20 protein-coding genes are annotated in these 20,811 nt (G+C 65.3%); 8 read left to right on the top strand and 12 right to left on the bottom strand.

Features of this window, described 5'->3' with window-relative positions; genetic code table 11:
- Positions 1-171: 171 nt before the first annotated feature.
- On the bottom strand, positions 172-2,925 hold the full coding sequence (locus VG561_RS04605) for a UvrD-helicase domain-containing protein (protein WP_423179413.1): 2,754 nt from the start codon (positions 2,923-2,925) through the stop codon (positions 172-174).
- Positions 2,926-3,075: 150 nt separating this feature from the next.
- Positions 3,076-4,065, bottom strand: a complete 990-nt coding sequence (locus tag VG561_RS04600; protein WP_262087022.1) for an MDR family oxidoreductase — start codon at positions 4,063-4,065, stop codon at positions 3,076-3,078.
- Positions 4,066-4,168: 103 nt separating this feature from the next.
- On the opposite strand from VG561_RS04600, the gene VG561_RS04595 reads away from it, so the two are divergent.
- Positions 4,169-4,522: a winged helix-turn-helix transcriptional regulator gene (locus tag VG561_RS04595; protein ID WP_262087020.1), complete on the top strand. Its 354-nt coding sequence runs from the start codon at positions 4,169-4,171 to the stop codon at positions 4,520-4,522.
- 54 nt (positions 4,523-4,576) lie between these two features.
- On the opposite strand, the gene VG561_RS04590 is transcribed toward VG561_RS04595, so the two are convergent.
- Complete coding sequence (locus VG561_RS04590; protein WP_075076630.1) at positions 4,577-5,032, bottom strand: DUF3592 domain-containing protein; 456 nt, start codon at positions 5,030-5,032, stop codon at positions 4,577-4,579.
- A gap of 632 nt (positions 5,033-5,664) precedes the next feature.
- Here VG561_RS04590 and VG561_RS04585 point away from each other — a divergent pair.
- The 5 genes from VG561_RS04585 to VG561_RS04565 all read left to right on the top strand — a co-directional run bounded on the left by VG561_RS04585 (position 5,665) and on the right by VG561_RS04565 (position 10,709).
- On the top strand, positions 5,665-6,072 hold the full coding sequence (locus VG561_RS04585; RefSeq protein ID WP_423179412.1) for a hypothetical protein: 408 nt from the start codon (positions 5,665-5,667) through the stop codon (positions 6,070-6,072).
- Between the two features lie 76 nt (positions 6,073-6,148).
- Positions 6,149-7,012 carry a hypothetical protein gene (locus tag VG561_RS04580; RefSeq protein ID WP_041863587.1) on the top strand — a complete coding sequence of 288 codons (864 nt, stop codon included), beginning with the start codon at positions 6,149-6,151 and terminating at the stop codon, positions 7,010-7,012.
- Positions 7,013-7,036: 24 nt separating this feature from the next.
- Positions 7,037-8,362: an XVIPCD domain-containing protein gene (locus VG561_RS04575; RefSeq protein WP_262087016.1), complete on the top strand. Its 1,326-nt coding sequence runs from the start codon at positions 7,037-7,039 to the stop codon at positions 8,360-8,362.
- Between the two features lie 138 nt (positions 8,363-8,500).
- Positions 8,501-9,367, top strand: a complete 867-nt coding sequence (locus VG561_RS04570; protein WP_423179411.1) for a hypothetical protein — start codon at positions 8,501-8,503, stop codon at positions 9,365-9,367.
- Between the two features lie 19 nt (positions 9,368-9,386).
- Positions 9,387-10,709 (top strand): XVIPCD domain-containing protein, encoded by a 1,323-nt coding sequence (locus VG561_RS04565; RefSeq protein WP_423179410.1) that lies wholly within the window; start codon positions 9,387-9,389, stop codon positions 10,707-10,709.
- Between the two features lie 49 nt (positions 10,710-10,758).
- On the opposite strand, the gene VG561_RS04560 is transcribed toward VG561_RS04565, so the two are convergent.
- Together VG561_RS04560 and VG561_RS04555 are read right to left on the bottom strand one after the other, a co-directional pair.
- Entirely contained in the window at positions 10,759-12,900 is a 2,142-nt protein-coding gene (locus VG561_RS04560) for a TonB-dependent siderophore receptor (protein ID WP_423179409.1), read from the bottom strand.
- Positions 12,901-12,973: 73 nt separating this feature from the next.
- On the bottom strand, positions 12,974-13,618 hold the full coding sequence (locus VG561_RS04555; protein WP_423179408.1) for a TetR/AcrR family transcriptional regulator: 645 nt from the start codon (positions 13,616-13,618) through the stop codon (positions 12,974-12,976).
- A gap of 82 nt (positions 13,619-13,700) precedes the next feature.
- On the opposite strand from VG561_RS04555, the gene VG561_RS04550 reads away from it, so the two are divergent.
- Entirely contained in the window at positions 13,701-15,224 is a 1,524-nt protein-coding gene (locus VG561_RS04550; protein WP_423179407.1) for an FAD-dependent monooxygenase, read from the top strand.
- 7 nt (positions 15,225-15,231) lie between these two features.
- On the opposite strand, the gene VG561_RS04545 is transcribed toward VG561_RS04550, so the two are convergent.
- The 7 genes from VG561_RS04545 to VG561_RS04515 all read right to left on the bottom strand — a co-directional run bounded on the left by VG561_RS04545 (position 15,232) and on the right by VG561_RS04515 (position 20,230).
- On the bottom strand, positions 15,232-16,935 hold the full coding sequence (locus tag VG561_RS04545; protein WP_423179406.1) for an ATP-binding protein: 1,704 nt from the start codon (positions 16,933-16,935) through the stop codon (positions 15,232-15,234).
- A 185-nt stretch (positions 16,936-17,120) separates the two neighbouring features.
- Positions 17,121-17,297 carry a hypothetical protein gene (locus VG561_RS04540; protein ID WP_172980598.1) on the bottom strand — a complete coding sequence of 59 codons (177 nt, stop codon included), beginning with the start codon at positions 17,295-17,297 and terminating at the stop codon, positions 17,121-17,123.
- Positions 17,298-17,313: 16 nt separating this feature from the next.
- Positions 17,314-17,562, bottom strand: coding sequence for a hypothetical protein (locus VG561_RS04535; RefSeq protein WP_423179405.1), 249 nt, complete (start codon positions 17,560-17,562; stop codon positions 17,314-17,316).
- Between the two features lie 114 nt (positions 17,563-17,676).
- Positions 17,677-17,922, bottom strand: a complete 246-nt coding sequence (locus tag VG561_RS04530; protein WP_032957423.1) for a hypothetical protein — start codon at positions 17,920-17,922, stop codon at positions 17,677-17,679.
- A 127-nt stretch (positions 17,923-18,049) separates the two neighbouring features.
- Positions 18,050-18,319, bottom strand: a complete 270-nt coding sequence (locus VG561_RS04525) for a hypothetical protein (RefSeq protein ID WP_014647587.1) — start codon at positions 18,317-18,319, stop codon at positions 18,050-18,052.
- Positions 18,320-18,422: 103 nt separating this feature from the next.
- Positions 18,423-18,899 carry a hypothetical protein gene (locus VG561_RS04520; RefSeq protein ID WP_014647586.1) on the bottom strand — a complete coding sequence of 159 codons (477 nt, stop codon included), beginning with the start codon at positions 18,897-18,899 and terminating at the stop codon, positions 18,423-18,425.
- 92 nt (positions 18,900-18,991) lie between these two features.
- Positions 18,992-20,230: an NADH:flavin oxidoreductase/NADH oxidase family protein gene (locus VG561_RS04515; protein WP_423179404.1), complete on the bottom strand. Its 1,239-nt coding sequence runs from the start codon at positions 20,228-20,230 to the stop codon at positions 18,992-18,994.
- Positions 20,231-20,319: 89 nt separating this feature from the next.
- Between VG561_RS04515 and VG561_RS04510 the strand changes: the two genes are divergently transcribed.
- Complete coding sequence (locus VG561_RS04510; RefSeq protein ID WP_046431348.1) at positions 20,320-20,799, top strand: MerR family transcriptional regulator; 480 nt, start codon at positions 20,320-20,322, stop codon at positions 20,797-20,799.
- Positions 20,800-20,811: the final 12 nt, after the last annotated feature.

Genomic DNA, 20,811 nt, shown 5'->3' with positions numbered 1-20,811 from the left:
TGTGGGGACCTTGCGATACCCTGCAACCTTGCCACCCTCCAGACAAAAGCCTCGGTCCTGCCGGGGCTTTTTCGCTTCCGGAAACGCCATGGCGCGGATCGTGCCGGGGGCGAAACCGAGACGGTGCCTATGTGCCCTGATGCAGGCAGGCATATGTGGAGGGAGCGGCATTCAGCCCCGACGCCCACCTGTTGGCTTGTTGTGGCACAACGGGTAACTCGAGCACGACCGGAAAGCCCCATGTGGCCCATTCCGGTCCACGAACACGCCCACCTTGCACACCGGGCAGCGCTCATCGTGGATGGCCGCGCCTGAAATCGCGGTTACTTCCACTGCCCCGTCCTTCACCAGCTCATCCAGAAATGGCGAGTGCTTGCCCTGCAGGGTGAACATCGCGACCGACCGTCGCGCACGCGTCAGCGCGACATAGAACAGGCGCCGTTCTTCGCTCAGCGGATAGGTATCGCCGTCCGGCATTGCCAGCGAAAGCACCGGGTCATCCGCGCGCAGGCTCGGGAAGCTGCGGTTGATCATGCCCGGCAGGATCACGTAGTCCGCCTCGCGCCCCTTCGATCGATGTGCGGTAAGGAACTCGACGTCCATCGTGCTGCCGAAGGCCGTCTTCCAATCCGAAGGCATCGCACCGCGATCCGCGCGATACCGCCCCAGAACAAAGACCGTCACGCGCCCGGTGCGGCCCTGCGGCACTGCACCTGACAACAGTTGCTGGTGCAGCTTCGCAAGGTACTGGCGAACGCCATCCTGCACCTCCTCGCGCCGGTTCATCTGGAACGCCTGCAGCACCGGGCCCATTGCCGGCGCAGCAGAGCGAACGTTTTTGGCGATCTGCGCGGGGTTGCGGCTGATGAAGCGGCTGGACACATCACACAGTGCCTGTGGGCAGCGGAACGTCTGCTCCAGTTTCAGCACCTGGCCATGGCCCATCCATTCGCCGAATCCAGTCATCACCGCAACGTCGGCGCCAGCGAAGCGATTGATCGATTGCCAGTCATCGCCCACCGCAAACAGATGGCGGCCCGGTTGGCTGACCAGGGCACGGCAGAGGCGCGCGCGGGCGCGCGATGCGTCCTGGAATTCGTCGGCCATCACCAGTTCGTAGGGCGATTCATAGTGGCCCTGTTCCAGCAGCCCGGCCGCCATGTTGAGCATGTCTTCGAAGTCGATGCTGCGCTCGTCAGCCAGTGCGTTGTCCCAGGCCTGGAAAACCGGCCCGGCGATCTCCAGGAAGCGCCGGTAGCGTTCCTTGAACTGATCCTCGGGCATCTGCCGCAGGCGCGCCGCCATATCGTCCAGTGTCAGGCAGTTGCTCTTGGCATGGGCAATGAAGGTGCGCATCAGTCCGATCAGGTCAGCATCCGGCATCGGCTTGGCGCCTTGATCGGGCAGCTCGCGGTCGGGGTTCGGGTCAAGCTCGACATCAGACGCGCCAAGCCGCTCGGCAAGATGCTGCAGGGCCTGTCCACTGCGCAGGCCAAACGACGTCGTCTCGACCAGAGCGGTGCCGCGCGCCACATGCTGCTGGCGCTTCCAGTGCATCCCTTCGCTGTAGTTGGCAAAGTGCTTCGGCGGCTGGCCATCGGCATCCAGCGCAAAGTGCTCGTGATACAGCTGGGCGTCCGGATAGTAGAAGTCCGGGCGATACTGGCGATGGGTGTCTGTCGCGGTATCGAATTCGTAGCGCCGCTCGTAGTCGTACGCCACGCCGTTGTAGAACAGCCAATCGGCGATGACGCACTCCTCCAGGCTCTTCACCCGCTCACCCTTCAGGGTGCGGATGTAGGGCGTGCCATCGCGGTCGTAACCATCGGCCATCATGTCGGCACCGAACGGCGGCAGGTCGCGCCCGAACACCAGGCGGAACATGTCCCACTGGGTGCGGAAATGGGTCGAGCGGTCCTTCAGGTCGTCCACCAGTTCGGCCAGCTTGTTGAAGCCCAGCGTCGCGTCGACCGCCCATTCCGGGATATCCGGCTTGCGCCCTGTGGCTTTGGCGATGATGGACAGGCCCAGGGCGTGGAAAGTCCGGGCTTCCACCACGGTGTCGCCCATGCCGAGCCGGTCGAAGCATCGCTGCGCGCGCTCCTCCAGCTCCTGGGCGGCGTCCTTGTTGAAGGCGAGCATCACGATCCGTTCGGGTTCGACAAAGCCGCGGTCGATGGCATAAGCGGCCTTGGCGACCATTGTGGAGGTTTTCCCAGAGCCGGCCGCGGCCACGACCTGTACCCGGTTGTCGAAGCAGATGACGGCGTGGGCTTGTTCCTCGGTCAGGGGCTTGCTCTCGACCCGGTCCAGGAAGTCCTTGGCCAGCACCCGCTCGCGCTCTGCCATGGTCGCGTTGGCCTCGGCCCAGACGGCGGGCCAATCCAGCTGCCAGTCGTGCAGGGCGTCCAGCGCCATGCGGTGGCCGGGCGCGTGCAGGTCGTCGTGCACCTCCTCGTCGAGGAACAGCTGCTCCAGCTCGGCGGGCGGCAGGGGCAGGGCGGGGCGGTCGGCCAGCAACGCCTGCTGCTGTTCGTGGGTGATCCAGCGGCGTCCGGTGGTGCCTCGGTCGGTAAGCGCGTCTGCTTCGGCCAGCCACGCCTGGATCTCCGCCAGAGCGCGCTCAAACAGTGCTTTGCGCCCCCGCCTGGAGCGCGCGAAAAGCATATGCTGCACGGCAGCCGCAAGCCGGGAGCCCTGGCTGTTGGGCAGCCCATCCACGGACAGTGCTTCACCGTGCTCGGTCGTCAGTTCGACCCGGGACCAGAGCACGCCGCGAACGACCCGCACGCTGTGTTCGTTCGCCACCTGCTGGCGGTACTGCCTGCCGTCGATCAAAAGCGCGAGCTGTTCGCCATCCAGCCGCAACTGCCAGTCCGGCGAGCGGGTCACACGCTGGCCCCAGCCCGAGGGGCGCCATTCCATAGACATCCAGATACTGCCCTGCGTACGTCACTGGGCGTAAAGTGCCCTTGCCGCCCCATGATAAGGCGGCTTGGCATGGCGCGCTGGGTTTCCGGTCACTCGCGCACGCGCGCCAGCGATGGCATTGCACCCTCGCCGGCGCGGCAGGCGTCAGGCGTTCACATCCACGACAATGCGGCCGCGCACCTTGCCGGGGATGATCTGCTCATAGACATCCAGCACCTCGGCGAGGCCGATCTGCTGCACGGTGCTTTCCAGCTTCTGCGGGTCCAGGTCGGTCGCGAGCCGATCCCAGGCGCGCTGGCGAACCTCTTGTGGGGCATTCACCGAATCCACGCCCGCAAGGGTCACATTGCGCAGGATGAAGGGCAGCACCGAGCCGTGCAGTGCATCGCTCTGGGCCAGGCCACAGGCGGCCACGGCACCGCGGTACTTCGTTTCGGCGATGGCATTGACCAGCGTTGGGCCGCCGGCCACATCCACCACGCCGGCCCATCGCTCGGCACTCACCGGCCGCTCGCGCGGCTCCGAGAGCTGCGCACGATCGATGATCTCGGCCGCACCCAGGTTGTGCAGATACTCGGCGTGCTCCGGCCGCCCGGTGGCGGCCACCACGCGATAACCCAGCTTTGAAAGGATCGCCACCGCAATCGAGCCGACGCCGCCGTTGGCACCGGTAACCAGCACATCGCCCTGTGCAGGCGTCACCCCTGCATGCTCCAGGGCCAGCACGCACAGCATCGCGGTATAGCCAGCGGTGCCGATGGCCATGGCGTCGCGGGTGCTCAGGTTGCCGGGAATCCGGTTGAGCCATTCGCCGCGTACGCGGGCGCGCTGTGCCAGGCCGCCGTGGTGGCTCATGCTCAGGTCCCAGCCATTGAGCACGACGCGGTCGCCTGGCTTGAAGTCGGCCCTGCTGGATTCCAGCACCACGCCTGCCAGATCGATGCCGGGAATGAGCGGGAACGTCCGGATGACCGGACTCTTGCCGGTGAGGGCAAGCGCATCCTTGTAGTTGAGCGTGGAGTACTCGACCTGTACCAGGACGTCGCCGTCCACCAGGTCGGCTTCATTGAAATCGACGAGTTCCGTGGATACGCCGTCGTTCGTCTTGCGGGTCAGCAGTGCCTTGAAACTCATGGTTGGGGGCTCACGTTCAGTGGATGGCCCCATGCTAGGCTCCCACCGTTATCGCAACAAGAACGATGATTTTCCGTAGGTACTATGGTTTTCCGGAGTATGCATGCGTAGCAAGCGTTGGGATGGCAAGAGCGGGTGTGCCGTGGAGGTCACGCTGTCGGTGATGGGCGGCGTGTGGAAGCCGATCATTTTGTTTCACCTGATGACCGGCAAGCGGCGTTTCATGGAATTGACGCGACGGGTGCCTAATGCCACCCAGTCCATGCTCACCAGCCAGCTGCGTGAACTGGAAGCCGATGGCGTGGTGATCCGCCACGTGTACCCGGAAGTGCCGCCGAAAGTGGAATACGAGCTGTCCGAGTTCGGGCGCACGCTGGTGCCGGTGCTGCTGGCCATGCGCGAGTGGGGTGAAACCTATCGCGGCCATGGAAGCACGGAAGGCGATTGCCAGAGTTGAAGACACTTTTGGCTCTGCGCGAGCGCATTCTGGATGCGCCCGCGCCTGGATGGCTCAGGCCGGCTGCGCTTTCCGGCCCTGCACCACCCGGGTGGCCAGCAGTGCCAGGGTGACCAGCGCGGAGGCGATTGCCAGCCACAACAACAGCAGGGAGTTGTCCGCTTCGCCCGCGGCCACAGCCACAGCCACCGATGGATCCTCGGCGTTGTAGCGGATATCAATCTCTTCCGCCTCGTCGGTGGCACGCATCCGATTGCCAAGGTCGTTGGAGACCGCGATCTTCTCGACGCGTGATTGGCCGTCTTCGGTTTCGAACTCGACATTCAGGACGAAGTTGCTCTTTCTGCCCCTTTTCTCATCCCAATGCACCTCGGTGACGAGGCCCACTGCATCGCGCCCTTCAGCACCGTCAGTGAGGGCATGACGGTGATGGTCGTTGTAGGCGGCCACGGAAAGTGCGACCGCCACGCCAGCGGCAACAAGAATGTTGCGCCAGGAAGTGAATTCCATAATGAGCTCTTGATCCATTGAGGTCGGCGACTATAGTCCTCACCTCGCGGATCTCGTACGAAAATGGCGTGGCGCAGACATTTCGTTGTGATCAGATCGCGCTCGAATGTGCCTGTGGGCTCCTCCATGCAAGCGTTCCCGGTGTGCATCCAGCGCGGAACGTCTGTGCTCCAGCTGAAGGCGGAGGCCGTGCGTATTGCGAATTTCTGCGCGATCGCCATGGTCGGCGTGTCGCGTTCGGCTCGATGTGATCGTTGGGTAGTACGCGCAGGCAGGCGCGATGTATCAACGAAGCACGTCAGTCGGTGGACGGTTCGCCATCCTGTGACGCAACCAGCGTAGGAACGCGTCAGCGCGGACTTTTCCTACTTTGCTTCGGCGATGGAGTGCGCCCATCATCGCCGCGCCAAGGCACTCGCCCTGGCCGGGATTGGCGTCCCGAACTTACGTACCGCTACCGGTCGCGATTGCAGCCGAAGCTGCAACCGCGACAATGCACCGCCTACCGGCTCATGGTGGACGGTGCGTGGGGATCTTCCGATCCGCCGGCTTTAGCGGTACGTATCCGGCACGCCAACCCGCACCGTCCGCCACCTTGCATCTGCAGGTGGCCACATCGTGAGGTTGCCGTCATGCCCGAACGTTTTCCCGACCATCCCCGCCTGCACGCGCTGCTGGGTGCCGCTGTACTTGATCTTCCCGCTGCCTTGGCCGAAACGCTGGAGGACGCGCTCCGCGAATCAGCCGAGTTCGTCACCCCATCGGCATTCTTTGCACACCTGAAAGGCCACGGCAGGAACCTGCGCGCTGATGGCGAGGCCTGGAGTGAAATGTGCCTGAGCCCCGGCCGCGCCTTCGACATGGCCCTGGCGACCCGCAGCGTTTCGGGCATCACGGCGTTGACCGCGGTGCTGCATGCCGCGCATGTGGCACGGGAGAACGACGATCCTGCCTGCTGTCCCTCCGCCGCCGTGGTCGAAGGTCTGTTCAACGCCTGCCAGGCGCTGTCGCTGCAGGTGGAACGCTGCCTGGTGCCGTGAAGGGCTGCGACGCGGTTCCTGTTCCGTTGACGCCCGGTTCCCTATAGTGGCGCTGGAACCCTGCAATGGAATGCCCATGCACGTGATGTCCCCCGGCCGTTGCCTGACGCTTGCACTCGCCGTCGCAACGAGTGCCAGCGCGTGTGCACGGCCGCCGTCCACCGAACACGAAAGGAATCCCGCCATGTCCGGCGCACCCCAGACCGGCCGCACGATCAACGGCCACACCTATACCGATGCGCCCGTGGACGTGAAGCTCGGGCCGAACACTTTCCGCATTCCGGCCAACTACCTGGACAGCCAGATCGCACCGTGGCCCGGCGAGGGCGTGACGCTGGTCATCGAGTGGCCGGACATGAAGCCGACGCCGCCGGGTGCCCGGGCCAATCCGCGTACGAATGATTTCCGGAAGGAGATTGCTGTTCGTATCAACTACATCGATCGCATTCCAATTGAGACTTCGCTTTCAAGGCTTTCCTCAAATGAAGCCATCACGGAGGAGGGTTCTGTGGAAAGGGAGGATCCCAGGGACCGTCTCGATCAACGCGTTGCACAGCCGGAGACCTTGGGCCTGACGCCCTATGCAATCGATGAAGCGAAGATGGTGTTGTACGCGAAGAAGTACGAGGCCCGGTATGGGAAGCCGCCTGTCCGCAATCCGGCATTCGAGCGCGACTGGTATGTTGCACGGGACGGTGCTGGGGGACTGACAAGCTTCATCAAGTGCGATAGCGCAACGTTCCTGGGGGACGGAGTGCGCCTGACGCAGGACGAGGTCATTGATCTGGACGATCCTGTGGCTGCCGGATGCGTTCACTACTTTGTCGATATCTCTGACAGCCTATCCATCTCCCTGCATTACAAGAGAGCTTTCTTGAAAGACTGGAAACGCATGGAAGATGCTGTTCGCGATGTTCTTGCTGCAGCACGGACGCGCTAAACGACGAGGCTCAAGGAGAAAGCAATGAGCGGCCTGACCCAGAAGGACATCAGAATCCTCATCGATTATGCAGATGCCGGTAATCGTGAGCTGTACTGGAACTACCTGTCGCAACTGCCGGGTTCGGACGGCTACGGTACGCTGGCGCTAGGTGTGGTACGTAATGACAGTTTGCCTGGACGCGTGGCCAATGCCTACGCGCAAAGCCATGCCAGATCTCAGAATGACGAAGGTTCGCGCTTTCCAAATGCCGAGCTGAGCGAGCGCCAGTGGGAAGCATTCGGGCGGACACTGCTGCGGGAAGATCTGGAGCTTCGACAGGCGTGGATGGGAAACGGACGTGCGGATCTCGCGCTGAATCTGCCTGGCGCTGACGTCATGCTGGCTCATGACCGCGCTTTCGAGCAGCACAGACTGGACCCCAATTGCTGGACTCCTCGAGTGCTCCTGCAAGCCGCCTCGGACAAGAGCGGCCCCGAGAAGCTGGAACAGATCTGGACCAACATGCTCAACAATGACTACGCCGGGGGCCCGCGCGTAGGCAACACCAGCGTCGATGCCATCAGCCAGATGGGATGGGCGAAGGGCGGGCAGTACCTGACCCGGTTGAGCGTGCTGGAAGCTACCCAGGCATTGGAAGGACGCTCGGCGGTCGATCCGAACGTCATCGGTGGCAACAGCTACTACGCGATGTACTTCGAAGCGGACAGGAAGTGGGCCAGTGTCAGCGCGGGTGGCGGCCATATGTCGATGCGGGAGATCACTGACCTCGCCCGTATCGCCGAACTCAACGACGCGCGCGAGGTTCGTCTGGAACGGCAGGAAAAGCGAACCCAGTTCCACCCGGACGACCCGTACCGGACCATCACCCGCAGTCCGCTTACCGCAGCCGTGGACGACGTGCCGGATCCCGCGCAGGCCCCGACCCGTCTGGCCGACATTGGTCCTGGCCACCGTGAGTACGCCTTGATGCAGCAGGTGCGCGAAGGCGTGGCCGCGATCGATGCCAGCGCGGGACGTACCCATGATGAGAACAGCGAGCGCCTGGTGGCGAGCGTGATGGCCTTGGCGCGTCACAACCAGCTTGAACGTGCCGACCATGTCCTGCTGAGCGCGCAGACCGCCGATCATCCGGCCGGCCGCAACGTGTTCGTGGTGCAGGGCGAGTTGAATGATCCGGCGCATCTGCGGGCCTCCATGCCCACGGACCGGGCGGTGCAGACGCCGGTCGAGCAGTCACTGCAGGCCCTGCAGGCAGTGGGTGCGGAACGTGAACAGGCACACGCGCAGCGCCAGCAGCAGGAGGTCGATGCGCGGGCGCGCGACACCCCGGCCATGCGGATGGCCTGACCGGCCCCCCGGGTGAGCCGGTCACGGGCTCGGGTCTAAAGTGGTTTTCGCCTAGGCCTTTAAGCCTTGGGCGCGGACCCTTCGTTCGCCTCCGCAGTTTTACCTATAATCGATTGGGAACTCTGCAATGGAATGCCCATGCACGTGATGTCCCCCGGCCGTTGCCTGACGCTTGCACTTGCCGTCGCGGTGAGTGCCGGCGCGTGTGCGCGGCCGCCGTCCACCGAACACGAAAGGAATCCCGCCATGTCCGGCGCAACGCAGACCGGCCGCACGATCAACGGCCACACCTATACCGATGCGCCCGTGGACGTGAAGCTCGGGCCGAACACTTTCCGCATTCCGGCCAACTACCTGGACAGCCAGATCGCACCGTGGCCCGGCGAGGGCGTGACGCTGGTCATCGAGTGGCCGGACATGAAGCCGACGGCGCCGGGCGCCCGGGCCAATCCGCGTACGAATGATTTCCGGAAGGAAATTGCTGTGGCGATCGACTACATCGATCGTGCGCCAATCGAAACATCATTGGAGCGATTGTCCTCCAACCAGGCATCCGCCGAGGAAGGATCGGTGGAGCGAGGGGATCCTCGGGATCGACTCGATCTGCGTATTGCGCGGCCCGACGTCATGGGACTGACGCCTTACGCCATTGATGAAACGAGGATGGGGATTTTCTCGAAGGAACACGAGGCACGCTATGGAAAACCGCCCACCCGTAATCCTGCCTATGAAGATGACTGGTACATCGCGCGCGCTCCCAACGGCAGCCTGACCACATTCATCAAATGCGAAAGCACGGCGTTTCGGGGGGATGGCGTTCGCCTGCAGGGCGATCAGGTCATCAGTGAGCAAGGGCAAGCCGCTGCGGGGTGCTTCCACTATTTCTCGGATGTGGAGAACAAGCTTTCCATCTCGCTGAACTACAAGCGGGCCTTCCTGGCGGACTGGAAGCGGATGGAAGATGCGGTGCGGGATCTTCTCGCGCGCTCCCGCGTCCGGCAGTGAGTGCATTCAGGAGCAGGCGATGGGCGGATTGACGCAAGAGAATCTCAGGATTCTGGCCAGCTATGGCAAGGCCGGAAACCGTGAGTTGTACTGGAACTATCTGTCGCAGCTGCCAGATGCGGATGGCTATGGCACGCTTGCGCTGGGTGTTGTTCGCAACGACAGCCTGCCAGGCCGCGTTGCAAACAGCTACGCACAGGATTACGCCCGAGATCAGGAAGGCAAGGGCTCCGGCTTTCCCGATGCGCAGCTGAGCGAGCGGCAATGGGAGATGTTTGGGCAGACGCTTCTGCGCCAGGACCTGGAGCGACGCCTGTTCTGGATGGAGCAGGGGCGTCCCGAACTTGCACTGAATCTCCCCGGCAAGGACGTGATGCTGGCTCACGACCGCGCATTTGAACGGCATGAACTCGATCCCAACTGCTGGACGCCGCGCGTGTTGCTGCAGGCGGCTGAGCAGAAGAGCGGCCCCGAGAAGCTGGAACAGATCTGGACCAACATGCTCAACAATGACTACGCCGGAGGCCCGCGCGTAGGCAACACCAGCGTCGATGCCATCAGCCAGATGGGATGGACGAAGGGCGGGCAATACCTGACCCGGTTGAGCGTGCTGGAAGCCACCCAGGCACTGGAAGGGCGCTCGGCGGTCGATCCGAACGTCATCGGTGGCAACAGCTACTACGCGATGTACTTCGAAGCGGACAGGAAATGGGCCAGTGTCAGCGCGGGTGGTGGCCACATGTCGATGGGTGAGATCACCGATCCGGCCCGCATCGCCGAGCTCAACGACGCGCGCGAGGTTCGTCTGGAGCGCCAGGAAAAACGCACCCAGTTCCACCCGGACGACCCGTACCGGACCATCACCCGCAGCCCGCTGACCGCAGCCGTGGACGACGTGCCGGATTTCTCGCAGGCACCGACCCGCCTGGCCGACATTGGTCCGGGCCACCGCGACTACGCACTGATGCAACAGGTGCGCGAAGGCGTGGCCGCGATCGATGCCGGCGCCGGGCGTACCCACGACGAGAACAGTGAGCGCCTCGTAGCGAGCGTGATGGCATTGGCCCGTCGCAACCAGCTTGAACGGGCCGACCATGTGCTGCTGAGCGCGCAGACCGCCGAGCATCCGGCCGGCCGCAACGTGTTCGTGGTGCAGGGCGAGATGAGCGATCCCGCGCATCTGCGAGCGGTCATGCCTACGGACACGGCAGTGCAGACGCCGGTCGAACACTCGCTGCGGCAGATCGAGGCCGCCAGCCTGGAGCGACAGCAGGCGGCCATGCAGCGCCAGCAGGACAACGACGTCCACGCGCGTGACAACCCTGCGATGCGGATGGGCTGAGGTTACGTAGCAGAGCCGAGCGGGCGCCCGGCTCTGCTGGAAGGCCTTCTCAGAAGCGGTAGGCCGCCTGCACATACACCCGCCGCGGCTCGCCCGGGAAGTGCCCGTTGCGCTCGATGAAGCCACTGGCTGCGTACACCTTGTCGAACAGGTTCTTGACGTTGGCCTGGAACTGCCACTGCTTCCACGTGGTCTTCCAGCTCATGTCGAATACCGTGTATGCCTTGACCGCCTGCCCATCCAGGCTGACACGCTCGCCCACATGGTCGGCGCCGAAGCCGATGGCCGAGTTGATCGACGGCAGGTCGTAGCGCGTCCACAGGCCGAGCTTGTTGCGTGGCGCATTGGCGAAGCGGTCGCCGGAGGCATTGGTGATGCCGTTCGGTCCGGCATCCTTCACCCGTGCATCGTTGTAGGCGTAGGTCAGGTTCACCACCCAGCGCTCGGTCACGTCGGCCAGCAGGTCCAGTTCCATGCCCGTGCTGCGTACCAGGCCCAGTGCAGCGAGTTGGTTTACCCCGCCGATCACCTCGCCGGTGGCCTGCACGATGTTGCTGCGGTCGATGCGGTAGGCCGCCATGTTCAGGGTCACACGGTCGGCCAGCAGGGACTTTAGGCCGACTTCCCATTGCCTGCTGCGCTCCGCGTCGAACGGTCCGCCGGCCGCCGGGTTCTGGTTGGTGGCACTCTGCGGCACGAAGCCGCTGGCGATGTTGGCATACAGGTTCACGCCGTCCCGGACGGTAAAGGTACTGCCCAGGCGCCAGCTGAGATCGTTGCCATCCACGCTGCCGCCACCCATGCGGTCCTGATCCTTGAAGCCATCCCAGCGCAGCCCGGCCAGCACATGCCAGCGCGTGCCCAGTGCCAGCTCATCCTGCAGGTAGCCGCCGTAGCGCTTGCTGCGGGTGGCGGTGCTGCGCCACGGCAGGGCGGCCAGGTTGTAGTCATGCCAGGTGCTCGCGCCATAGACCGGGTTGAACAGGTCGATGCCGCGCACCGGGCCGGCGCCGCGTGCCAGGTCGGCGCTGTTGGCGGTCTGCGCGGTGAAGTCGGCGTCGAGCTGGTACACGTCGGCGCCGAACAGCACCTTGTGTTCGATACGGCCGGTGTTGATCCGCCAGACGGCATTGCCGCTGGCGGTGAAGGCAGTGTTGTCACGGATCTGGTTGCGCAGCTGGCGCGTCATCCACTCGGCCACGCCGTCGCGGTCACGATCAATCAGCCCCATCGGCTCGTGGTACATCTGGTGCTCGTTGTTGCTGAACCAGCGCGCAGCAAGGTCCACGTCCAGGTTGTCGCGCGGTGCGAAGCGATACTGCGCCAGTGCGACCTTGGCGCGCATGTCGAGGAAGTCACTGGCCTCGTTGTGGTTCCAGCGGCGGTCGGTCAGGAAGCTGCCGGCATCGTTCACCGGCACGCCGCGCAGGCGGTTGCCGCCCAGGTTCTGGGTGATGTCGGTGAACTGCAGCACCAGCTCGCCGGTCTGGCCAACGTCGAAGGCCAGCGAGGCATCGCCGATCACGCTTTCGCTGTCGGCATTCCAGCGCACGCCCTGCTCGCTGTCGGCATACAGGCCGGCGCGATAGCGAATGCTGCCGCTGGCATTCAAGGGGCCGGTGCCTTCGATCGATCCGGCGCGGAAGTCCTTGTCGCCTGCCTGCAGCTCGATGCGGCGTTCGGCGCGCGCCTTGGGCTTGCGCGTTACATAGTTGATGACACCGCCCGCATCACCACCGCCGTACAGCGCACCGGCCGGACCTTTCAGTACTTCCACGCGTTCGATATTGAACAGTTGCGGCACCGAGAAGCCCGCATAGGGATCACCACGCAGGCCGTCGTAGAGAACGTTCTCCTGGCGGAACCCGCGCAGGGTGACGCCGGCATAGCTGAAGAAGCTGATGCCGCTGATGCTGCGGTACAGATCGGTGACCTGGCGCGCGGCCTGGTCGTCGATCAGCTCGCGCGGCACGACCTGGATCGACTGCGGCACCAGTTCCAACGGGGTATCGGTGCGGGTGCCGACGGCCGCATCGTTGGCGCGGTACAGGGTCTGCGCGCGGCCGCGGACTTCGACCTTGTCCAGGTCCTTCGGGGTGTCAGCGGAGGCCTCGGAGGCCAGTGCAGGCGTAGCCAGGGAAAGGGGCAGCGCCAGGCAGAGGGCGTGCTTGAGCGGGCTTGGAAGCGGCATGAGGGGGTCGGGACGGGCTGCAAATGAGAAAGATTAGCATTTGCAACGCTTCGTGACCTATCCCCTGATTGCGCTATGGACGCAGGCCCGGGTCGGTATATGGGGTGCCGGCCAAGGCCACCAGCACGCCGGTGCCACCGCGCACGATCAGCTGCAGCATCGCTTGGCGCGGATCCTCGCCCCTCTGCTGGCTGGCCAGTCCACTCTCATAGGCGGCCACCATCGACGCCAGCAGCATGGCTGCGCACAGGCGTGCCTCCGCGTCCTGCGCGGGCCGACCGGCCGCGTCGGCCATCAGCTGGGCCAGGTCGTCGGCCAGCTGTGCCTGCAGCCGTCGCGCGTGCGCCACCAGCACCGGACTGTCGGCCACGGTTGCCCAGAAGGCCGCTGCACCGGAGTTGATCCGTAACAGCGGATGGCCGCTGTCCAGCAGCTCCCGCACCAGCGATTGGAAGGCGGCCAGCGGGGCCATGCCACGGCGCGCCGCCATGCCTTCGCGAAGCAGGGTCCGGGCCTCCTCATCGCGGTCGAACACCAGGTCTTCCTTGCTGGCGAAGTAATTGAAGACCGTCTTGCGCGAGACCCCCGCCGCATTGGCAATCTCGGACATGGACACGGCTTCGAAGCCGCGGCGGATGATCAGTTCGGTGGCGACGTCCGAAATGGTCTGTCGGGTCTCGGTCTTGCGCTGCTCGCGGCGGCCCCGGGGCGGGATCATGGGCGGTTCACTTGTGGGAACGTACACCGAGTGTAACATTGGCGTCGCCAGAGCGCCGGCCCGGCGCTTACAGGGAAATCCCATGTTGTACGACGTCGTCATCGCCGGGGCCGGCCCGGTCGGCCTGTTCCTGTCCTGCGAGCTGGCCCAGGCCGGCTGTTCGGTCCTGTTGCTGGAGCAGGCAGCGTCGCCCGAGACACCCTTGAAACGCCTGCCCTTTGGCTTGCGCGGCTTGAACTCGCCCACCCTGGAGGCCCTGGATCGACGTGGCCTGCTGGATGCGGTTGCCGCCAGTCAGGTGCTGAAGCCGGACAACGGCGCACCGCCGCCCGGCACCGCCCATTGGCTGGCGCAACCGCGGCCGCTGGGCGGCCACTTCGCCGGCATTCCTTTTGCGCTGGACAACGTGGACAGTGCGCGCTGGCGCCATCGCCTGCCGACGCCGGTGCCCACCCAGATGGCGGTCGAGCTGCAGTCGCTGGAGGCGGTGCTGGCCGAGCGTGCGGTGTCACTGGGTGTACAGATCGAGCGTGGCTGCACGGTGCAGGCGGTGCACGCACGCGAAGCACAGATGGCGGTCCAGACCGGTCGCGGGCTGATGCGGGGCCGCTGGCTGGTCGGTTGCGATGGCGCCCGCAGCACGGTACGCAAGCAGTCGGGGTTCGTGTTCGCAGGGACGGCGCCGGAGTTCACCGGGCACACGCTGCAGGTCGAACTGGCAGACCCGTCGGTGCTCGTCCCGGGGCGTCAGTTCACCGAACACGGCATGTGCAATTTCAATCCGCCGGGCATGCTGGCGCTGGCCGATTTCGACGGTGGCGCCGGCCATCGCACGCCGCTGGACCAGCACACCGCCCAGGCGCTGCTGCGGCGTGTCTCCGGGCGAGAGGCAACGATCACGGCGTTGCATCTGGCCACCACATGGACCGATGCCGCGCGCCAGGCCACGGCCTATCGCAGCGGCCGCGTGCTGTTGGCCGGTGATGCCGCGCACATGCATTCGCCGTTGGGTGGGCAGGGGCTGAACCTCGGCATCGGCGATGCGATGAACCTGGGGTGGAAGCTGGCCGCGGTGGTGCGAGGTGATGTGGCAGAGTCGCTGTTGGACAGCTATCAGGCTGAGCGCCATCCGATCGGCGCCCAGGTGCTCGACTGGTCACGTGCGCAGGTGGCGTTGATGCGGCCAGGCCCCGGGTCGCGCGCGCTGGCGGCGGTCATCGCCGACCTGGCCGCGACCCGCGACGGTGCCACCTATCTCGCCGAGCGGCTGTGGGGTGTAGCACCGCCACCGGTGCTCGACGGCAGCCATCCGCGGGTTGGCCGAAGCGCACCGGACGTCCAACTGGCTGATGACCGTCGGATGGGAGAGCTGCTGCGTGCAGGGCAGGGCGTGCTGCTGGGGCTCGATACCGGCGATTCGCTCGGTCCGATCATTGAGCGCTGGCAGCGGTCGGTCACCTGCGTGATGTCCACGGCGCGCGACACGCTGGGACTGGGCGCCGTGCTGGTCCGCCCCGACGGTATCGTCGCCTGGGCCTGCGATGCTGGCGGTGACACGTCGGGGCTGGAGCCTTCGCTGGAACGCTGGTTCGGTTCGCTGCGGTGACCGCCCGCTAGGGCGACGCCACCACGGCCTGCGCGCAGCGCCCGGCTTCGGTCATCACCGAGGCCAGCTGCTTCAATGAGTAAGGCTTGCGCAGCAGGGTGAAGCCATGGCCAGGGTCCCGGGCCAACAGTTCGCTGTAGCCGCTGGTAAGGATCACTGGAAGCCCAGGCAGGCGGCTGCGGATGGTACGGGCCAGATCCAGGCCGTTCATGCCAGGCATCACTACGTCGCTGAACACTACATCGAAGCGGGAGGCATCCCGTTCGAGCTCCGCCAGGGCCTCGTCCGCATTGTGCGCAAGTACCACGTTGTAATCGAGCTCGCGCAGGGCGCCGACGGCAAATTCGGCCACATCGACGTTGTCTTCCACAACCAGCACGCAGACACCGTGACCATGCTGCAGCCCCGGTAGCGTCGCCGGCCGTTCCGTCATTTCTCTCGCCTGCGCCAGCGGCAGGTACAGGGTGAAGCGGGTACCGGCGCCCGCCTGGCTCTGCACGTCCACCTCGCCTTCTGACTGCTTGACGAAGCCGAACACCTGGCTGAGGCCGAGGCCGGTTCCGGCGCCGACGCTCTTGGTGGTGAAGAAGGGCTCGAAGATGCGGTCGACGACGGCGGGGTCGATGCCTGCTCCGGTGTCGGTCACGCTGATCGCGGCGAAGTCGCCCTTCATCGGCGCGGCGAAGCGCACCGAAGGCACCGCGGTTACCTGCTCCACCTCGATGGTCACCCTGCCGTGTCCCTCGATCGCATCGCGCGCGTTGACCGCGATGTTGATCAATGCAGTGTCCAGCTGGGTCCGGTCCAGCAGCACCGGCAACGGCGTGCCGGGCAACGTCAACGACACCTGGATGCGTGCACCCAGTACCGTGGTGATGATGTCCGAAAGCGCGTGCACGCTCTCGCAGAGATCGAAGACCTCCGGCGACAGGCTCTGGCGACGCGAGAACGCAAGCAGTTGCGCGGTCAGCTTGGTGGCGCGGTCCGAGGCTGTGGCAATGGCCTGGATGTAGCGGCGCCGGGTGTCGTCTGACGGCCACGTGTGCAGGAGCATGTCCACCGAACCGGTGATGACCTGCAGCAGGTTGTTGAAGTCGTGGGCCACACCGCCGGTGAGCTGGCCGATCGCCTCAAGCTTCTGCGACTGGCGCAGCTGCTCGCGGGCGCGCACCAGTTCCAGATGGGCCTCCCGCGCCTGCTCGGTGATCGCCGCGACCTGGCGGCTGTGCAGGTCGCGCTCGATCACCCGTTCGGTCTGCTCGCTGACCACGCACAGGATACCGGCGACACTGCCGCAGCCGACGCGCAGCGGTGAATAGGAAAACGTCCAGAATGTTTCGCGCAGCGTGCCGTCGCGATCCATCATCAATGGCAGGTTCTTGAAGCTGCGGCTGATGCCGGCAAAGGCGTCGTCCACGGCATGCACCACGTCCGGCCATACGTCCGCCCAGACATCCTCCAGGCGGTTGCCCATCGCGCCGTGCAATTTTTCCCCCAGCATCGGCAGATAGGCATCATTGAAGAAGAGCGCCTTGTCTTCCTTGCCCCAGGCAAGCCACAGGGGTTCCGGCGAATCCAGGATCATCGCCAGCAAGGTGCGAAGTTCGGCAGGTGCGCTTGCGGCAGTGGCCGAGCGGGCCCAGTCACTGTCCTGCAGCAGTCGGTAGGCGAGCTGATCAGGTGCAGAGACTGACAGGGGAAAAGGATGCATGGCCGCCATTGGCGCAGGGAGGTGGCGCAGCATAGCCGAGCGCATGTCATGACGCCCTGCACATCGCCGGCATGAAAGGCCTCGCCACTCCGCCGTCGACGTGGCAGGGATGCGCCCTTTGTTCCGCAGGTTGCCGCTATAGCGGCGCAGCGCGAAGGGAGGCGAAGCTGGCCTGATCGGCGGGTCTAGCCCTTACGACCTGCCTGCGCGGTGAGCACATCCCGGCCAGCCTCGGTCAGATCGATATCCCCGTCTTCCGCCTGTACCGCCCATCCGGCGGTCACCGCCCACGTTGCGGCATCGCCGCGCACCGGCTCTGCAGCGGCGATTGCCTGGAGTATTTTCCGCTGTTCCGCAGTCATTTCCACGTGGCGGCCCTCAGATACCCAGCAACGACGCCGGTTGCCAGTCCGACAGGCGGGCGTGGCTGACCGGTTGATGGCAGCCGCACACGTCACAACGGAACAACGCCCCGCCCGGAAGTTGCACCAGGTTGTCTTCGCTGGCAGAGCTGGTCGACGAGCAATGCCGGCAGGTGACCGTGAGCGCAGTGATGCGCTGCACGCTGCCTGATAGATCGAACACGGCCTCGAACGCGCGAATGACAGGGTGGGCAGTGTCCGGCATCTGAGTCTCGACAGGGTGGGGAGACCTCATCGTCGCGCGCCGGCTGTGATGGAGCAGTCAGCCGGATGCATGGGCGCGATCAAGACAGGCGCGGCAACCGGGCGCGCACCTTCGTCAGGGATTGTTCTTCTTTCCGCTCAGGTCCAGCGGCTTGTCACTGCCCTTGCGCTCGCTCGACCACACTTCCATGCCCTTGTTGCAGCGGCTCTCGCGGGCAGCGACCTCGGGCGGCAGGTCCTTCAGGTGCGGCGACTCCTGGCAGGCTTGATGCATGTTGCTGTCGTCATAGGTGGCGCAGGCGCTGAGCGATGCGAGGGCGATGGCAATGAGGGTCACGCGGAGCGGGGGCTGCAGGTTCACGGGGGGGGGCCTCGGGTGATGCCGGGATGGCCATGGAATTCAAATCCGTGACACCGGGCATGCACAATCGGACCAGCCGCACTTGTTATTCTATAACAGATGCGCGATAGTCCGGCCCCTGCCGGCGTCAGGCGATGCAGATCACCAGTACCGTGCACAGCACCAGCATCAGCACGAACACGCGCCGGCTCAGTGCCAGGCAGGCCAGATAGGCTGCGAGCGCCCACGCTGCCAGCAGCGCGCAGGCCATCACCCATAGCCCGATACCCATCATCGAACCCGTCGCCAACGCAGACAGTGCGATGGCCTTGAACAGCGCCACGCCCAACACGCTGCCCAGCATGCCGGCCTGCAAGGCGATGGCATCATGGCGGGCAGGTGCGCGATGGGGGGGCATTGCGGGTCCGGTACGGGCCGAGAGCGCGGCGTCGGCTGCACTGTGCCCAAATGCACATCCACGAAATGTGTTCATCGCGCGCGAAGACCGCGATGAAGCCCGTTCAGTCGAACTCACCCTCGGCCGATTCCAGACGCTGCCGGTACGCCGCGCGATGCTGGTACAGCCGCTGGCACTCGGCCGACCTGTGGATGCGGCTGCCGGGTTCATTGGCCACCGAGTCGCACATCCGCGCGATGTGATTGTTGTCCGCCAGTTCGGTGACGAAGAACACGGCAGTGATGCCGGTGCCAAGCAGCACGACATACAGCAGACGGCTGAGCCAGCGTGACAATTTCCGCTCGAAGTGCTGCTGGATGGTCAGGTCGAAGCGGATGATGCTGAGCACGATCCAGACGATGGCGACCAGGAAGCAGAGCGTGGGCAGCAGGTCGCGCCAGATGCCTGCTTCGTAGACCGACTCGCTGTAATGGACCGCAGCTCCGGCACCTGCGATGGCAATGGCCAGCGCCCAGTTGCGGCCCAGTGAGAGCAGGTCATCGAGCAGCTTTTCGTGGTTCCTGGTTGGTCCTGCTGCCACGAGGGTTCCTTCTGCGTGTTGCGACCGGCGGCGGGCTGCCGCCGATCATGCAGATGGTGAAGCATCGATTCGGTGATGAGAAGCCTGCCCGCTCAGTATCCTCCTGCGCGTGCACCGATCCAGCGCCGGTAGCGGCGGGTCCGGCACTTTGCGGCCGCCTGTGCCAGCAGCAGTGCCCAGACGGGCGAAACACCCGGCGCCGTGGGCCGGAGCCTGCTCAGCCGCGCCAACTGGTACTTCACTGCGGCCATGTGTGCGCTGGCGGCCAACGGTTTGTTGCGCCAGTCGATGGTGCGCAGTGTCGGCACCGGGTCGCGGCCCTGCTGCCAGCGGTGGGGCAGATCCGGCTCGATCGCCAGCGCGGTGGCGATGCCGACCATGGCCACACCGCTGTCAAGTACCTGATCGGCCACGGCGCGCCGGCGGATGCCACCGGTGACCATCAGCGGCATGGTTGCCACCGTGGCGATCTCACGCGCGAACTCAAGGAAGTAGGCCTCGCGGGCCAGGCTGCGCTGGTCGCGCGCGGCACCGGTCATGGCCGGTGCTTCGTAGCTGCCACCGGACAGTTCGACCAGGTCCACGCCGAGCGGCGCCAGCATTTCCACCACTGCGCGCGCATCCTCGGGCGAGAAGCCACCGCGCTGGAAATCGGCGGAATTGAGCTTCACGGCCACCGCGAACGTGGGCGACACGGTGGCGCGCACCCCCTGCACGATCTCCAGCAGCGGGCGCGCACGGTTGTGCAGGCTGCCGCCCCAGCGGTCGTTGCGGCGGTTGGACAGCGGCGACAGGAACTGGCTGAGCAGGTAACCGTGCGCGGCATGGATCTGCACGCCACTGAACCCGGCGCGCTCGGCCAGCTCGGCGCTGCGGATGAAGCGGGCGATCACCTCTTCGATGTCCGCCTCGGTCATCGCCCGCGGCGGTGCGAACTGCCTGGACAGAGCGCCTATCTCCAGGGCGACGGCTGACGGCGCGAGTGCCGGTTGGCCGAGTGCGGCCGGCATCTGCCGCCCGGGATGGTTGATCTGCATCCACATCTGCGCGCCCCGTGAGCGTGCCGTTTCGGCCCAGGCGATGAAGCGGTCAAGGTGGCGGTCGTCTTCCAGCACCACGCCGCCGGGGCCGGTCATGGCGCGGCCATCGACCATCACGTTGCCGGTGATGATCAGTCCTGCGCCGCCATCGGCCCAACGCTGGTAGAGCTGCAGCAGCGCAGCGGACGGCGCGTGGTCGGCGTCGGCCATGTTTTCCTCCATCGCGGCCTTGGCAATGCGGTTGCGGATGATGGCACCGGAGGGTAGTGCCAGGGGCGAGAACAGCGACATCGGACAGCTCCAGGACAGGGGAATGGCGCTACGCTAACCTTCAAGTTTTATTGAAGGTCAACAGGCTCCCATGGCGAGGATTCAGGCAGATGAAGATCGGTGAGCTGGCCCGCCTCACGGGCCTCGCGGCGTCGCGCATTCGCTTCTATGAAGACGCGGGGCTGCTGGTGGCGCAGCGCCAGGCCAATGGCTACCGCGACTATCCGGAACAGGCGGTGCTGTTGCTGGAGTTGATCACGGGCGCGCAGCGTGCAGGCTTCAGCCTGGAAGAGATCCGCGCCCTGCTGCCACCGGACATGGGCCAGTGGCAGCATGAGGCGTTGATCGCGATGCTGCAGCAGAAGGTGGCTGACATCGAAGCGTTGCAGCTGCGGTTGGCAGAGAGCCGGGCGCACCTGCTGGCCCTGATCGAGGACATCCAGGCGCGGCCGGACGGCATCGACTGTGCAGCCAATTCGCGGCGGGTGCTGGACCGTGTGAAGCGCGGTGAGCTGGCGCGGCCGACCCTGGTGGCCGGCGATACAGCGTTGCTGCGACCGGATCGCCGTCGCCGCAGAGGCAGCAACTGACGATCCGGCGCA

It is taken from the genome of Stenotrophomonas sp. CASM110 (assembly GCF_049384345.1).
Lineage (GTDB): Bacteria > Pseudomonadota > Gammaproteobacteria > Xanthomonadales > Xanthomonadaceae > Stenotrophomonas > Stenotrophomonas muris.
Note: the sequence above shows the minus strand (reverse complement) of the source record. Positions and strands in the feature narration are given on the sequence as shown.